Below are 17151 nucleotides of genomic sequence, written 5' to 3' on the forward strand. Positions count from 1 at the left end.
GTCCGGTTAATGCCGGACTTTATTTTTTATAAAACAACAAAGCAGCGCATGAACCCTTTACAAAAGATCATCGAAGCGTTTGAGCTACATGCCGCAGATGAAATAAAATGGTGTTTTGAAAACGGCATTGACCCGAATATGGTGTATAAGGGTAAGCCGCTGATAGAGGAGCTTATTAACATGTACACCCGTGGCCCCGGCTTTAAATCCTGCATCAGGGTATTTGCAGATCACGGACTTGATTTTGAAGATAAAATACTGCTGGCCGTATTACTGGATGATGCGGCTACCCTGGATAGTTATCTGCAAAAAGATAAATCCCTTATTAACCGTAGCTATTCTTTCAGTTGTGCCTTTACCCCTTTATACGAGGTAAGCCTTTTGCATATCTGCGCAGAGTACAATCATTACTACTGTGCCGAAACATTGTTAAAACATGGTGCCGATGTAAATGTAAAGGCAGGTATTGATGAACATGGCTTTGGCGGGCATACACCCATATTTCATACGGTGAACCAGCATAGCAATAAAACAATGGATGTGATGAATTTATTACTTGCCCACCGGGCAGAATTAAATATCACCGTGAAAGGGCTGATCTGGGGTAAAAGCTATTCCTGGGAAACTTTTATACCTGCAGTGAATGTGATCAGTTATGCGATGATGGGATTACTGCCACAGTTTCAGCGTACCGAGCGTAATATTTATACTGTTATATCCATGCTTTTAAAACACCAGTGGGGGCTTGACTATTCCCCGCCAAATGTTCCCAATAAATACTTGTCCTCCTGACGATTAAGTATAACGGAAAAAAATATATGATAAGATGCAATGGTTACACATAAAAGGTTGTCAGTATGGCAAAACCAAAATTATGCAACGTATAACCAGATTGCTACCTGCTATAGTGGCTTTGTTGTTTTTAAGCGGCTGTTTAAAAGACAAAGTTACCCATACTTACACCTTGCTGAAACCGGTGTACAAATCCAAAGAACTTGTATTGAGTGAAGTGGGCAGTACCACGGCCAGAAGCCTGGGCAACCCCGGGAAAATCTATGTATATGGAAGCTATTTATTTGTCAATGAGATCAATAAAGGCGTACATGTGATTGATAACAGTAACCCTGCCGCCCCCGTTAACAAACGTTTTATTAATATACCCGGGAATGTGGATATAGCGGTAAAAGGGAATACACTGTATGCCGATATTTATACGGATATGCTTACGCTGGATATTGCAGACCCATTGGAAGTGGAAGTGACGGAAATAACAAGGAATGTTTTTCCTGAACGCCAATATGTTAATGGTTTTGTGGCCGATAATTCTCAATATATTGTTGATTGGATAAGAAAAGATACTACGGTAGATTATGAAGGTACACCATGTTGGGGTTGCGGACTTTGGTTTGATCTGGCCACTTTCAGCAATACTAACGCACAAAGCATGGCCAAGGCAACGGCCGGTATTGCTGGTTCAATGTCTCGCTTTAACATTGTAAGTAACTATTTATATACAGTAAACAAATCTTCGCTGGTGGTATTCGATATCAGTAACCAGGCTAATCCTGCAAAAGTGAATACTGTTCCGGTAGGCTGGGAAATAGAAACCATTTATCCTTTTAAGGATAAACTATTCATTGGTTCTTCTACCGGCATGTTCATTTTTGATATCAGCAATGCAGCAGCTCCCGCTTTTGTCAGCACCGTATCACATATACGCCGGTGCGATCCGGTGATTACCGATGGCCAGTATGCGTATGTAACCTTACGTGCCGGTACTGTATGTGGCGGCACAACCGATAGCCAGATGCAGGTGCTGGATGTAACCAATGTTGCCAGGCCCGCACTGCTGAAAACCTATCCGCTGGATAACCCGTACGGCCTGGGCAAAACAGGCAACCTTTTATGGGTTTGCGATGGTAAAGCCGGCTTAAAAGTATACGATGCCGCTAACCCGCTTCAAATGAACGTTAAATACCATTTTAAAAACCTGGAGGCTTATGATGTGATACCGCTGGACGGGAAAATAATCGTGAGCGCTAAAGAAGGCATTATACAATTTGATGCCGGCAACCCTGAAAAAATAGCTGAATTAAGCAGGATCAGTAAACACTAAGCATTATGAACAGACTATTATGTTTACTGGTTATCATAACTTTTGGTATAAGGGCAGCGGCACAGGTAAAACCGGCATACAGGTCTTTTAATACAGTTGGTATGGCCATTGGTAACAGTAAATCCGCTTACCAGGTACTCACTACACATGGGGTAAGTTATAAATCATGGTATGCGGGAGTTGGAACCGGGGTGGATGATTACAGGAACCGCTCTGTCCCGGTTATCCTATCTGTTTCCAGGTACCTCTTATCCCAAAATAACCTGTTTATAAATGTGAATGCGGGTCCCAATTTTGTATGGGGGAAAAGTGAACGTAACCGGTTATGGAATCAACTGGACAGTAAAGCTTTTCCCGGTTTGTTTGCAGAAGCCGGTTTCGGCTTCCGGCTGGAAACCAGGAATCCTGAACAGGGGATATTATTTGGAACTTATTACTCCTATAAAAACTTTAAAGAACGGTTTGAAGTACCCGGTGTTTGTAACAACCCGCCCTGTGATAATATGAATGAATACATCAAATCCCGTTTTAGCCGCTGGGCTTTTAAACTGGGTTTTGTGTTTTAGAAAGAATAATCAGTTGATCACCCTGATAAAAAAGCCGCCATGATTCATGGCGGCTTTTTTTATGCCTGTTGAAAATTTATGCAAACGATTGTAATATCATTTTTTCATTTATATATTATAATTATAAATAATATTTAATATTTGTTATTATAAACAAAATAGGTCATTCTCCAGGGTGATTTTGTTCATTTTTTGAGCTTATGTTAAGTAAAAACACTCAATTTGTATCATAGTTTGGTAGAAATGAGTTTTGGAATCCCAAACTGTGAAGCATATATTTGGGTTAACCAACATATTTAACTGCTTAAAAAATTACTTCATGAAGGCAAATAGCCCTTACAGATCCAATTTGTGGGAATTATTTTCATTCAATTCATCTTTGTTTTCATTTCATTTTTGTAAATACTTGATATATAATAGTATAAATATGCGACAATAGTTATATGTGAGTTGCTCATAACCTGCTTCCCGCACTTTATCCATTTAATCTCAGGCACTGATTGATCATGATAATGCAGGTTTTGAAAGAGATAACTATTACGACATGATAGCTTTTAGAATATAATGTGTGTGTTGTTTTTGGAGGGTAGAAATCATCTGGTCCCGTATAGATTTAAAAGAGGGGTATACAGATGCTGCTGACCGAATCCTGATCAAGGATCTTTTTGTTTGATAAAGGTTATTGATACAGGGTATCGTATGTGAACACCGGCCAGGACATGACTGATATTTTAAATAAAATATAAACAACTGTTTTTTCCGAAACTGCTTTGATTAATAAACAACAACTAAACTGTATGATTTTGAACTTGAGATCACGGGATTTCAGAAAACGAAATTCCGTTGTAAGGAAACTTACGGCCTTTCATGCTATGGTATTACTTGTCTTTGTGGCTTGCGCAGACGCGAAGGCAAATGGTAACCCCGGCAAGCCAGGATTTTATGATAAGGAAAAGTATAATGGCTTTTCCCGTTTTATTGATGTTACCGGTAAGGTGGTTGATGAAGCCGGTGAACCTATCAGTAATGCCAGCGTCCAGGTAAAAGGTTTAACGGGTAAAGGAACCCACACCGATACCAAGGGCGAATTTAAAGTAAGCGATGTTTCTGCCGGCACTGTATTAGTAGTATCGGCGGTAGGCTTTCTGGAGCAGGAATACAAAGTAGCGGCCGCGGCTACAGGTATTACCATCACTTTGAAAAAAGACACCAAAGAGATGGAAGAAGTGATTGTTACAGGTTTACAGACCATTAAAAAGAAAAACTTTACAGGTGCCGCCACCAGCTTAAACGCATCGGATGTAGAGCGGGCAGGTTTGCCGGATATTTCGAAAATGCTGGAAGGCCAGTTTGCCGGTGTATCGGTACAGAACGTATCGGGTACTTTCGGGGCTGCACCTAAGCTGAGGATCCGTGGTGCCACTTCTCTTTCCGGCGATAATAAACCATTATGGGTAATTGATGGTATCATCCTGGAAGATGTGGTGAATATATCCAATGAAGCTTTATCTACCGGTGATATGAGCACTTTATTAGGCTCGTCTGTTGCCGGTTTAAACCCCGATGATATCCAGGATATCACCATCTTAAGAGATGCCGCCGCTACTGCATTGTACGGTGCCCGTGCGATGAACGGTGTGATCGTTGTGTCTACCAAAAAAGGTAAACAAACTTCAGGTCAGCCCAGGATCTCTTACACCGGTAATTTTTCACGTTACATTAAACCCAACTACTCTGAGTTCGACGTATTGAACTCTGCTGACCAGATGGGTGTATTAATGGAAATGTGGAATAAAGGTTCTTTCCAGATGCCCGGCATGATCAACGGTGCCAACGGTGGTATATTTAATAAAATGTACAGGGATATCATGGACTATGATCCTGTGACCAATACCTATAAATTAAGGAATGACAAACCCAGTATGAACGAATACCTGCAAAGGTATGCCAATGCCAATACGGATTGGTTTGATATATTATTTCAAAACTCTTTCTTACAGGAACATTCGGTGAGTGTTTCTTCGGGTACTGAAAAATTCCAGACCTATGCCTCTACTTCTTATTTAAAAGATGATGGGCAGGCTTTGGGTAACAGTGTGGAAAGGTTTACCGGTAATTTCCGTTCTAACTTTAAAATGGGTAAAAGAATAACCGGTGAAATTTTAACCAACGGATCTATCAGGAACCAGAGGGCGCCGGGTACACAGAATGTACAGTCAGAGCCTGTATATGGTAGCTATATCCGCGGTTTTGATATTAACCCATATAACTATGCGATGAACACCAGCCGTTTAATTACGCCTTATAATGAAGACGGAAGCCTGGAATATTTTACCAGGGATTTTGCACCGTTCAACATATTGAACGAACTGAATTCTAATTACATGAAATTACAGGTAATGGAATTGCGGGTTCAGGGTTCATTAGGTTACCAGATCACTCCTAAGATCAACTATAACCTTACCGGTGCTTACCGTTATGCCAAAACCGAGAACCAGGTACATATCCTGGAGAACTCTAACATGGTACAGGCGTATAAAGCAGCTTATGATCCTACCGTGTTAGGTAGTAACGAATACTTATACCGTAACCCTGATAATACATGGGAATACCCCATTGTTACTTTACCAAGCGGTGGTTTTTATAATGTGAACATGAACAATCTTAAAAGCTACTTCCTGCGTCATGACCTGAAATACATGGAGGACTTTGGTAAACACCACGTACAGGGATTTGCCGGTATGGAGGTAAGGAATGCGGAAAGACAATACGAGTTCTTTGATGGCGTAGGTTACCAATATGGTAACGGTGGCCTGGTTAATCCATACCATATGTACTTTAAAAGAGCGGGTGAAGAAGGCCGCCCTTATTTCGGTATGCAACCAAGTACTGACCGCTATATAGCCTATATGTTCCAGGGTATTTATACCTATGATGACAGGTTTACCATTACCCCTACTTTCAGGTATGATGGTTCCAATAAAATGGGAAAAACCAGGACTGCAAGATGGTTACCAACATGGAGCGTTTCCGGTAGCTGGAATATTCATAGTGAATCATTCTTCTGGAAAAACAGCATCCTGAACACAGCTATCCTGAGAGGCTCTTATGGTTTAGTAGCGAATATTGGTAATGCTACCAACTCTGCTGCAACTTTCTACAACCAGATAGCTCGCAGACCTTACCTGAATGATCAGGAAACACAAACCTTTATTTCCAGCCTGGAGAACTCGGAACTGACCTGGGAAAAAACAAATGACCTGAACATTGGACTGGAGTTAGGATTTTTACCCGGCAACAGGATCTTATTCGTAACAGACTTTTATAACAGGAGCATCCGTGACCTGATCGGTCCTATCAATACTTCCGGTATCGGTGGCCAGTTTGTTAAGATCGGTAACTACGCTACCATGAAATCAAATGGTGTGGAGTTTACCTTAAATGCTAAAGTGATCGAGAAAAAAGATTTTGGCTGGACCTCACGTCTGAACCTTGCCTTTAACAAAAATAAAATCACCAAACTGGATATTAACCCTAATATCTGGACCCTGGTATCTCCGAACGGTGGAACTGTTATCGGTAAACCACAAAGAGGTTTATACGCGGTTAAATTTACCGGCCTGAATCACTACTTCGGTTATCCTACTTATGTGGGTATTGGTGACCCGAAAGCGAATACAACCTATATTAACTTACAAAGCAATAATATCGCAAACCTGGAGTATATCGGACCTGTTGATCCCATTACTACCGGTGGTTTCTACAACCAGATCAGGTATAAAGGTTTTACATTATCCGGTTTAATAAAATTTGCATACGGCAACTACCTGAGACTGGCTCCGAAGATCTCGGCTAACTACACTGATATGGCTTCTATGACAAGAGATGCCTTGAACAGGTGGATGATGCCGGGCGATGAAGCAAGAACAACCGTTCCGGGCATTATGGACCCTGTATATCAATTACAGATCGTAGATGCCAGTGGCGCCCAGGTAAGTTCAGTATACCCCTACAACCTGTATAACTATTCTGACCAGCGTATCGCTAAAGGTGACTATATCAAATTATCAAATGTTGCTTTAGGTTATAACCTGTCTCAGGCGCTGGCTAAACGTATAGGTGTGGCCAATGCTTCTGTAGCAGTAGTAGCAAATAACCTGTGGATCATTCATGCAGATAAAAGATTAAATGGCCAGGATCCTGAGTTCTTTGCGTCGGGTGGTGTGGCATTACCTGCCATGAAACAAGTTACCTTATCTCTTAAAATCGGATTCTAAAATTTTAAAAAAATGAAACTCAGAAAAATATCTATTTACCTGTTATCTGCATTGCTGTTGACAGCATGTAAAAAAAGCTTCCTGGAGAAGTCGCCCGATAACAGGACCGAAATTAATACGGTTGAAAAAATTGCGCAACTGGTGAGCACGGCATATCCTTCTTACGATTATTATACATTTACCGAAGCCGCTTCCGATAACTCGGAGGATAAAGGTGATGGTGTGGGTAGCGTAAATGATATCATCAGCAGCTACTATACCTGGCAGGATTATGTTGGTGCGGGAACCAATACCAGTACAAACTACTGGAACGGCTGTTACAGCGCTATTGCTGCCGCCAACCAGGCACTGGAAGTAATTGAGAACGGTAATTTTGGTAATGCCGCATTACCTTATAAAGGTGAAGCATTGGTTGCCAGAGCTTATGCGCACCATATGCTGGCTATTTTATTTGCACAGCCTTACAAAAAAGGAACGGATAACAGCTCTTTAGGTATTCCTTATGTAACCAAACCCGAAACCGTGTTACTGGCTAACTATACCAGGGGTACGGTACAATCAACATATGATAATATTGAAAAAGACCTGACCGAAGGGTTGAAGTTGCTGGATGATTCTAAATATTCAGTGCCTAAATACCACTTTACCAAAGCGGCGGCCAATGCTTTTGCTTCCCGTTTTTATCTTTTCAAACAGGACTGGGCCAAGGTTATTGAGCATGCCAATGCAACAGTACCTTCCAATGATTTTGCCAGCCTGCTTCGCCCCATTTCAGGTGAATACAGGACGATAGGTTATGAGCAATACAGGACCGACTTTACCAAGACCACACAAAAGCCAACCCTGTTATTAGCTAATAACTATTCTACTTACCAGAGAATTTATACTTCTCCAAGGTATGGTTATGGCGCCAAGCTGGTGAAAATGTTTGAAACCAATGGTACGGTGGCCGGTAAAGCTTTACGCCACTGGATATTGAACTATGGCCAGCCGCATTATACCACTTATAAATGGAGAGAGTATTTCTTCTATGCTACTGCATCTACCGGTTATCCTTATATTCAGTCTATTTTATTAACAGTAGATGAAACATTGATGAACAGGGCAGAAGCTTATGCAGAATTGGAGCAGTATGATAATGCACTGAAAGATATCAATACTTTCTACAGTGTAAGGCTGAATGCGTATAATCCTACCAGTGATGCGATTACGCTGGCAAAGATCAATACTTATTATTCTATAAGTGATCCTAAAGCCGGTATCGTAAGAACTATCCTGGATGCTAAAAAAGCGGAGTTCTTACAGGAAGGTATTCGTTGGTTTGATATTGTGAGAAGAGGGTTGACCGTTACAAAAAATATCTACGCCCCATCAGGAGAGGAGAGCTTTATCGAGCTTGGTCCTAATGACCTGAGAAGGGTGTTCCAGTTACCACAGGAAGTGAAACTGGCTGGCCTGGAGTTAAACCCCCGTTAATATAAACGCACAAAAATTATAGCTATAAACAAAAATTATGAAAAATAAATTTTATTATAAAATACTGTTTATCGGGTTCCTGGCGGCCTTTGTTGCTTCGTGTAACAAAGAAAAATTCACGCCGGTGGATATGGATGACCTGAACCCTGATATCCCTTTAACCAACAGTGCTTTGGACCAGTGGTTAAAAGCTAATTTTTTAGATGTATATAACTCCGCCGTTATTTACAGGTACAACCGTTATTATCATGAAGCGGACAGGAACGTTACTCCTCCTGAAGAAGATAAGGTGCAGCCCATGATGCAGACCGTATTAAGCGGGTTTGTAAATCCTTACAGGGATGTGGCCGGCATGAATTTCATGAAAGTATATATGCCTAAAGAATGGGTATTATATGGTTCTACCTCCTACGATGCAGGCGGTCAGGGTTACGCCGGTACTGCTTCGGGTGGTGTACGTGTTAATTTATTCGGTGTAAATGCTTATGCTAATACTCCCGGTTTTATTAAAGGACGTATCAATACCATTCACCATGAGTTTGTGCATATTGTAAACCAAAGATTCCCTATACCGTCTGACTTTCCCCAGATCACAAAGTCTACCTATAATGGTAACTGGCAGTCAACCAATGCCGACTCGGCTCATAAATGGGGTTATGTTTCTACTTATGCAAGCCAGAACCCTAATGAAGACTATGCAGAAACGGCCAGCAGCTTATTGGTAAGCGGCCAGCATTGGTTTGAGAACAGGGTTAAAACCTGTCCTGCTGCAACAGGCCAGGCTGCCTTACGTTTAAAAGAACAAAATGTGGTGAACTATTTTACCAACCTCGTAGGTGTTGATTTCAGGGCCTTACAGAAAAAAATGTTCTTGTATATGAAGGATACCATCAATGATCCTTCTTATAGGTTTCCCCAGTATATCAATAACAACCTGTACAAGACCATCACCATTAACCTGGATGATAATATGTACACTACCTATGGTATTTCTCCTGCGTTTGCCACCGCGTACAATAACTTTAAAACGGATATGTACAATACAAATACCACCGCAAGGTACCGGTTGGATAATCTGCAGTTAAGGTTTGAAACAAATACCTCTCTGGTGGTAAGGGCTACTTTTACGGCTACTGCGGGAAGTGCTGCTAATACTACTTATAGCGGTGATTATAGTTTTAGTGTAGGCGTTAATTCCACTACCGGCGAAACTACCTTCACTAAAATAGCGCAGGGTACCGGAACAACCTTTAATAACGGTAATATTTTCCTTACCAGTTTTACTAATAATATTACGTCGTTTTTAACAGCTTCCACTTTTATTACCGACTGGATGCCGGCTCCCAAAGATCTTGCTCCTAACCTGGTATCGAGAACAGCTGGTTTTTACAGTACCGCTAACAACGCAAACTATTTTTACGGAATCTTAGCAACAAACCTTTAAATTATGAAAAGAATAAAATATATCTTATTGCTCACCATGACTATTGCTTCCTTTTTAGGATGTAAAAAAGAGTCATATGTAGCAGCATTCGAGGATCTTCCTCACGAGAGGATCAAGGCCCAGATGGATACCTTAAATAACCTGCTGGTAAATACGCCTAACGGCTGGGTGGGAACTATGAGTACCGGCCTGGGCGGCGGCTTCGGTTTTTACATGACTTTTGATAATAACGAGTATGTAAACATGTATGCAGATTTAACCAACACATCTGCCAGTACCGTTAAAAGATCAAGATACAGGGTTAGACAGGATGCGGGTGCAGCCCTCACCTTCGATACCTATACCTATATCTCTATCCTGAATAATCCGGAAGCAAGTGCTTTTGGCGGAACGCAGCGGGAAGGTTTCAGAAGTGATATTGATTTTATCTATGACCGTTCTAACGGCGATACACTGGTGATGATAGGTAAAAGGTACCGCCAGGTATTTACACTGGTAAAAGCCACCGCCGATCAGAAAGCAAGGTATGAAGCAGGTAGTTACCTGACAGCCATCAATGCTTTCAAACAATACTTTGTGTCTAACCCTAACTCTTACTTTGAGATTGGCACACAGAAGATCTCTGTTGAGGCCAACAGTAATACCACTATGGCATCCGGTAAACGTTTAACACTCACTACCATTACTGATAATAAAGTAGTAAGTGCCACACAAAAGTTTGCTTATACCATTGATAATATGCAGATAGTTGCCGGTGGACTGAAATTCAATGATATCGTGTTTACCAAACTGGGCTGGAAAAACAGTACCACCATGGCTATTTACGATGCTACCGGTAAAGAGTATATCCTGAATAACTCACCTACACCTTTACTGCCATTACATATGTTATGGGGAGCAAAATATACCGGTATGCGCTCGGATTATAAGGTGATCAACCCGGGAACTTCAACAAGCGGAGCCGCTATATTGAACTACTATCACAATAACTTGAATAATACAGCTTTATTGGGTTATTCATTTAACTGCGGTCGTATTACAATGGTTTGGGATGTAGTAAATAAACGTTTAACACTTAACGGGTTCTCCAGCCAGGATAATTGTGGAGGTGGATGGACAACAGCGATAGTATACAACTATACTAAAGATGATAATGGACTTTACACCTTTACACTTCGTGCTGCGGCTTCAGGTGGATATACTGCGAATATATTGACGCAAATGAATACTTTCCTGCTGAACAATACCATTAAATTTGACTATTACTTAAGCGGGTCAACTGTTTATGCTAACATGATCAGTGAAACCAACCCTGCTACCAATATGACATTTGTAATGTATTAAACATAACGGGTCAGTAATTGCTAAACGGGCCATTCAGCAAAGCTGAATGGCCCGTTTGTTTTTTAACCCATTACCGTCTGCAGTGGAAATGGGTTGTATAAATGGGAGTGATAAAAGAACTTTCCTGGATTATCGTGCCCTGCCCTGTTTGTTCACAAAGAGCCTGTTATTATTACAGGTGTAGAACATTCAAAAGCAAAAGGGATAAACAATTGTCTATCCCTTTTACTTTATGTTTATAGTAAGTTGATTAAAACTTATAATCCGGGTTTAATAATGCCTGGATGCTGTGGTCCAGGATATCATTTTTCTTGCTCAGGAAAACCTGCATTTTATCTTCCGGTAATTTTAACTGGTAAGTACTGGTTTTGGCCAGTGTTTTTTCCAGGGTAGGGTTCAGGCTGTTGAAGGCCTTTTCATCCATCTCTAAAAACTTGGCCATTACCCGGGCATTATAACGGCCGGTAATGGTCTGGATTTTTACATTATCGGGTAATATGGCATTATCAGGCATAACAGCAGCTAAATTGCCGTCCATCTGGTAAGCGGCCACTTCATGTTTGGTCAACGTGGTAATACCACCTTCACCTTCCATGATATAATGGGTGGCGATAAACTTTTTTACATGATTGCGGGATTCGGCAGGCAGGTAATTTTGTAACTGCCAGAAATCCTTGCTACCGCTTCTTTTAATAGCTTTATTTACATTACCCGGTCCACCGTTATAGGCTGCAATAACCAATAGCCAGTCGCCGTACAATTCGTACAGGTGGGTAAGATAACGTGCGGCTGCATGGGTACTCTTTTTATAATCCCTGCGCTCGTCAATATTACGGCTAACACGCAGGCCCATTACACGGGCAGTGGCCGGCATAAACTGCCAGGGGCCTACTGCACCTGCCCAGGAACGGGCATTGTTTTTTAAATGCGATTCTATTACGGCTAAGTATTTTAACTGGTTGGGCAGGCCATACTCGGTTAAAATATCATCCATCATATCAAAATAAGGACGTCCCCAGTCCTTCATATCATCCATGGTTTTGCCAAACCGGGATACATAATCATTTACAAAACTTACGGCCATGGGGTTCAGCTGCTCTACTGTCATACCATTGGACAGGGCAGTGGGTATAAACAGGTCTTTAAAACCTGCTTTGGGATTTAATTTGGCTATTTCCTGTTTTAACTTTTCATCCAGTATAACAGAGTCTTTCTCTACCAGGTCATTTGTATCCATGGTATCGGCAACATAAGGTTGTTGCAACTGGGTAAGGTTCAGGTTATCTGTAAAAATACTTTCCGCCTTTGCAAACGAAAATAAAACTGTACAAACGGCCGCGAAAGCCAATTTTTTAAACATGCCTGTCGAAATTTTAGGTCAAAAAAATCTTGCGCCTCAATGCAAATACTCGTGCAGGTATTGGTTACTCACTTTTCTTTAAGCTCATCAGCTCGTCCGAAAACCGGAGCAAAGTTAACTCATTAAAGCGGTTTGTCATCACCTGCAGGCCGAATGGTAAGCCATTTTCGTGCCTGAAAAGAGGGAGGGAAATGGCCGGAACGCCCACTAAATTTGCCATAACTGTGTATATATCAGCTATATACATGGCAATCGGGTCTTCCGTTTTTTCACCGGCCTTGAAAGCCGTGGTGGGGGAGGTGGGAAGCACAATACAGTCAAATTCGTTGAAAATCAACTGTATCTGATTTGTTAAAATTTTGCGTACTTTTTGGGCCTTGGTAAAATAAGCATCGTAATAACCGGCACTCAGTACAAAAGTGCCCAGCATAATGCGTCGTTTTACTTCCTTACCAAACCCTTCCGTGCGATTTTTCTTATAAAAATCCACCAGGTCGGTAACGGGTTGGGTAGTGCGGTGGCCATAACGTACCCCGTCGTAACGGGACAGGTTGGAGGAAGCTTCCGCTGTCGTTAATATATAATAAGCCGGAACAATAAAGTCAAGCAGGTCAAACTTCACCGGTTTAACCTCGTGGCCGGAAGCTTTTAGTTCTTCCAGTTGCTTATAAATCGCTTTTGAAATTAGCGGGTCAAGGCTGGGATGGTCCAGTGCTTCCGGGAAATAAGCTATTCTATAGCTGTCCTTGTGGGGAATGGTGGTGGTATAATCCTCGGGTGCCTGCTGGCTGGCGGTACTGTCATAATCATCAGGACCGGCCATAATCTCCAGGGCCAGGGCTATATCCTTTACATCGGTACCAAAAATGCCTATCTGATCAAAGGAAGAGCCGTAAGCAATTAAACCGTAACGGGATATACGGCCATACGTGGGTTTAAAGCCGATAACACCACAAAAATCTGCCGGTTGTCTTACCGATCCGCCGGTATCGCTTCCCAGGCTCAGCATACATAAACCTGCCTGTACAGCTACGGCCGATCCGCCGGAAGAGCCGCCCGGTACCCGGGTTTCATCCGCCGCATTCAGCACTTTACCGTAAGCGGAGTTTTCGTTGGTACTACCCATGGCAAACTCATCGCAGTTAAGACTACCTATAATAATAGCATCTTCTGCCAGTAAGCGTTCAACAGCTGTTGCGGAGTAAATGGATTGAAAACCTTTCAGGATATTCGAAGCAGCGCCTAAAGGGTGGTGTTTATGGGCAATCACATCTTTAATGCCTATTACCACACCGTGCAGGCGACCGATGGCCTGGCCGTTTGCTCTTTTTTCATCCAGGGCTTTGGCCTGCTGCAGGGCTTCATCAGCATATATATGCACAAAAGCATTCAGGTGCCTTGTGGCCTGAATGCGGGCAATATAATGCTCAACTGCTTGTAAACAGGTAACCTTTCCGTCCCGTAACTGAGACTGGTACAATGAAATGGAGGAAAATGAAAACAAAAAATGAACGTGTTAAACGGCCTTAAAAAGAAGGAGATAAAGGATAAAAAACGCTGATTAGGCGTTTTTTATATCATTTGTGCTTTCTTCAATCTCTTTTTTCACATTGGTTTTTGCATCGTTAAACTCGCGAACACCTTTACCTAAACCACGCATCAGCTCAGGAATTTTACGGCCTCCAAATAACAACAACACGATCACCAGTATAATGATGATTTCATTGGTACCCAACATGCCTAATAAATGTAACTGTGTCATATTAACTGTAATTATAAGTCAAAGATAATAAGTAAAGCGCTAAAATATCTACTATTTATTGTTAATAGCATATACGTTATCAACAATAAAAAGGTTCAAAGGTTTGCATAAAAATATTTATTGGCTGTACAAATAAAACAAACGATCGCTTTTTGTTATGTTTCCACCGTCCCTGCCCTGGTTGGGCTGTGGTTGCGTCGCACACTTGTACTGCATAGCGCTAATGAACAGGTTATTTGTTCATAGTTAATAGTTGATAGTTAATGGTTAATAGTAAACCGTTAATAGCCCGTTTGGGCAGGTTGCTCTCTGCTGATCAGCGGACGGAACCCTGAACGGAGCGTCGCAACAGGCGATGATAGATGTTACTAAAGCCGGTAACATAAAAAAAAACTCAGACCAGGGCCTGAGTTTTTAATCATTATTTTCTGCTGTAATTAGGAGCTTCTTTTGTAATATCCACATCGTGAGCGTGGCTCTCCCGCATACCGGCATTGCTTATTTTTACAAAGCTGGCATTTTTTAAGGCGGTCAGGTCTTTGGCGCCGCAATAACCCATACCGGCACGTAAGCCGCCAACATATTGGTATACAATTTCTTTTAAGCTTCCTTTATAAGCTACACGGCCTTCAATACCTTCCGGAACAAATTTTTTCACATCATCTTCAGGGTCCTGGAAATAACGGTCGCTGCTGCCGGTGGCCATAGCGCCTAAAGAACCCATACCACGGTATTCTTTAAACTTACGTCCTTCGTAAATAATAGTTTCACCGGGGCTTTCCTCGGTGCCGGCAAATACACTTCCCATCATTACACAACTGCCGCCGGCTGCCAGGGCTTTTACCATATCGCCGGTATAACGTATACCGCCATCGGCAATTACTGGAATATTACGTCCTTTTAAGGCACTGTAAGCACTCATTACAGCAGTAAGCTGCGGTACACCGGCGCCTGCCACAATACGGGTGGTGCAGATAGAGCCGGGGCCAATACCCACTTTCACCGCATCGGCACCTGCATCGGCCAGGGCTTTGGCGCCTTCGGCCGTGCCTACATTACCGGCTATGATATTTAATTTTTTAAAGTTTTTACGTACCAGTTTTAAGGCATCAATAACACCTTTGCTGTGCCCGTGTGCACTATCCAATGCAATAACATCCACACCAACCAGTTGCAGGGCAGCTACCCGGTCCAGCAGGTCCTTGGTAATGCCTACACCGGCGCCTACCAGTAAACGGCCAAAGCCGTCTTTAACGGCATTGGGATGATTTTTTAGTTTTAAAATATCGCCATAGGTAAATAAGCCTGTCAGTTTACCTTGTTTATTGATAATGGGTAATTTTTCTACCTTGGTTTTTTTAAATAACTGCTCGGCTTTTTTCAGATCGGTGCCTTCAGGTGCCACATAAAGGTTTTCCTTTGTCATCACCTCGCTAACCTTACGCTTGGGGTCCGATTCAAAACGCATATCGCGGTTGGTTAAAATACCTACCAGTTTATAATCCTTATCAACAATAGGAATACCGCCGATCTTATTTTCACGCATCAGGTACAGGGCATCGCCAATGGTAGCGTCGGCTGTAAGGGTTACGGGGTCAATAATTAACCCGCTTTCACTGCGTTTTACTTTACGTACCTGTTCTGCCTGTTTTTCAATGGTCATATTCTTGTGTAATATGCCTAAACCGCCTTCACGGGCCAGGGCAATTGCCAGGCTGGCTTCGGTAACGGTATCCATTGCTGCCGATAAAAGCGGCACTTTTAAGGTAATATCTTTGGTGAGTTTAGCCGATATGTCCACATCACGGGGCAGCACCTGGCTGTAACCGGGAACCAGTAGTACATCATCAAAAGTTAAACCATCAATAAAATTGGGGGAGCTGTTTTTTGCTGTAGTAGCTAATTTTCTTGTTGCCATGTGCAAAGATAGGGTAGTGACAAAATACCTTCCAAAAAAGAATTTTAGCCGGCCTTGTCTCCGGAACAAAAACTAACGGATTGCAGGTAGTTTTCGGGCAGTAATTAACGGGATTCTGGTATAGAAACGCCGCCGGACGCAGTATAGTTTTGTTGCATAAAATAATTACACATGCAACTTTTATCAATGAAACATTCCCTGGCAAAACTATTTACACTGGCTTTTACAGTGGTTTTATTTACTGCCTGCAGTAAGGACGGTGAAAAAGGCGATATTGGCGAAACCGGTCCTGCAGGTCCGGCCGGCCCTCCCGGCACGGCCAATATTATTTACTCCGATTGGTTTTCTCCCACTGCCTGGACAGGTGCGGGAACACAGTTCTCCAGTTTTATAAAAGCAGCTCCCGGAATTACCGAAGCCATCAGGACCAATGGTACCATACTGGCGTATGCACAGTTTGTAAGCGACGGAACCAATATAAGACCTTTACCGGCTACTACCATCAATGGTACTTTTTTAACACACTGGAATTTTTTCTCCAATGCGGTAGGCAGTCTCACCTTTAGTTGTTTTGGTGAAAATGGCAGTGTTATGACACCCTCCACCTCCAATAAATACCGGTATGTAATTATACCCGGTGGCGTATTGGGCGGCAGGATGATGCCCGGTGCTACCGGCAACGGAACAGGATACAGCGACCAGGAGTTAAAAGCTATGACTTATGAAGAGTTAATTACCAAACTGAACATCCCCCGCAACGGCAGTAACGAAAAATAACAGGCAGGATAAAATTGACGGAATAATCTCAAAAAGCAATGTTATGCAACATTGCTTTTTGTTTTGTAATTACCGCTAAGTGGTATAAAAGCAATATTTTTTTAAGTATTA

Annotated in this window: 12 protein-coding genes; 8 read left to right on the forward strand and 4 right to left on the reverse strand. The window is 42.1% G+C overall.

Annotated elements, in window-relative coordinates; genetic code table 11:
• Positions 1–48 precede the first annotated feature (48 nt).
• The 7 genes from ACFS6H_RS10975 (at position 49) to ACFS6H_RS11005 (ending at position 11223) form a co-directional block, all read left to right on the forward strand.
• Positions 49–792, forward strand: coding sequence for a hypothetical protein (locus ACFS6H_RS10975; RefSeq protein ID WP_386098262.1), 744 nt, complete (start codon positions 49–51; stop codon positions 790–792).
• An 82-nt stretch (positions 793–874) separates the two neighbouring features.
• Positions 875–2116 carry an LVIVD repeat-containing protein gene (locus ACFS6H_RS10980; RefSeq protein ID WP_386098264.1) on the forward strand — a complete coding sequence of 414 codons (1242 nt, stop codon included), beginning with the start codon at positions 875–877 and terminating at the stop codon, positions 2114–2116.
• A gap of 5 nt (positions 2117–2121) precedes the next feature.
• On the forward strand, positions 2122–2682 hold the full coding sequence (locus ACFS6H_RS10985) for a hypothetical protein (RefSeq protein WP_386098266.1): 561 nt from the start codon (positions 2122–2124) through the stop codon (positions 2680–2682).
• 890 nt (positions 2683–3572) lie between these two features.
• Positions 3573–6959 carry a SusC/RagA family TonB-linked outer membrane protein gene (locus ACFS6H_RS10990; protein WP_386098268.1) on the forward strand — a complete coding sequence of 1129 codons (3387 nt, stop codon included), beginning with the start codon at positions 3573–3575 and terminating at the stop codon, positions 6957–6959.
• 12 nt (positions 6960–6971) lie between these two features.
• Entirely contained in the window at positions 6972–8435 is a 1464-nt protein-coding gene (locus ACFS6H_RS10995; RefSeq protein WP_386098270.1) for a RagB/SusD family nutrient uptake outer membrane protein, read from the forward strand.
• Positions 8436–8472: 37 nt separating this feature from the next.
• A complete protein-coding gene (locus ACFS6H_RS11000; RefSeq protein WP_386098272.1) occupies positions 8473–9879 on the forward strand; it encodes a substrate import-associated zinc metallohydrolase lipoprotein in 1407 nt (468 codons plus the stop codon).
• 3 nt (positions 9880–9882) lie between these two features.
• Positions 9883–11223: a DUF4302 domain-containing protein gene (locus tag ACFS6H_RS11005; protein WP_386098274.1), complete on the forward strand. Its 1341-nt coding sequence runs from the start codon at positions 9883–9885 to the stop codon at positions 11221–11223.
• Positions 11224–11473: 250 nt separating this feature from the next.
• Here ACFS6H_RS11005 and ACFS6H_RS11010 read toward each other — a convergent pair whose 3' ends face one another.
• The 4 genes from ACFS6H_RS11010 to guaB all read right to left on the reverse strand — a co-directional run bounded on the left by ACFS6H_RS11010 (position 11474) and on the right by guaB (position 16263).
• Positions 11474–12583: a lytic transglycosylase domain-containing protein gene (locus tag ACFS6H_RS11010; RefSeq protein ID WP_386098276.1), complete on the reverse strand. Its 1110-nt coding sequence runs from the start codon at positions 12581–12583 to the stop codon at positions 11474–11476.
• A gap of 64 nt (positions 12584–12647) precedes the next feature.
• Complete coding sequence (gene gatA / locus ACFS6H_RS11015; RefSeq protein ID WP_386098278.1) at positions 12648–14087, reverse strand: Asp-tRNA(Asn)/Glu-tRNA(Gln) amidotransferase subunit GatA; 1440 nt, start codon at positions 14085–14087, stop codon at positions 12648–12650.
• 57 nt (positions 14088–14144) lie between these two features.
• On the reverse strand, positions 14145–14345 hold the full coding sequence (locus tag ACFS6H_RS11020; protein ID WP_386098280.1) for a Sec-independent protein translocase subunit TatA/TatB: 201 nt from the start codon (positions 14343–14345) through the stop codon (positions 14145–14147).
• 421 nt (positions 14346–14766) lie between these two features.
• On the reverse strand, positions 14767–16263 hold the full coding sequence (guaB, locus tag ACFS6H_RS11025) for an IMP dehydrogenase (RefSeq protein ID WP_386098282.1): 1497 nt from the start codon (positions 16261–16263) through the stop codon (positions 14767–14769).
• A 171-nt stretch (positions 16264–16434) separates the two neighbouring features.
• Between guaB and ACFS6H_RS11030 the strand changes: the two genes are divergently transcribed.
• Positions 16435–17040 carry a hypothetical protein gene (locus tag ACFS6H_RS11030; protein ID WP_386098284.1) on the forward strand — a complete coding sequence of 202 codons (606 nt, stop codon included), beginning with the start codon at positions 16435–16437 and terminating at the stop codon, positions 17038–17040.
• Positions 17041–17151 lie beyond the last annotated feature (111 nt).

This window comes from Terrimonas rubra (genome assembly GCF_042686025.1).
GTDB classification, from domain to species: domain Bacteria; phylum Bacteroidota; class Bacteroidia; order Chitinophagales; family Chitinophagaceae; genus Terrimonas; species Terrimonas rubra.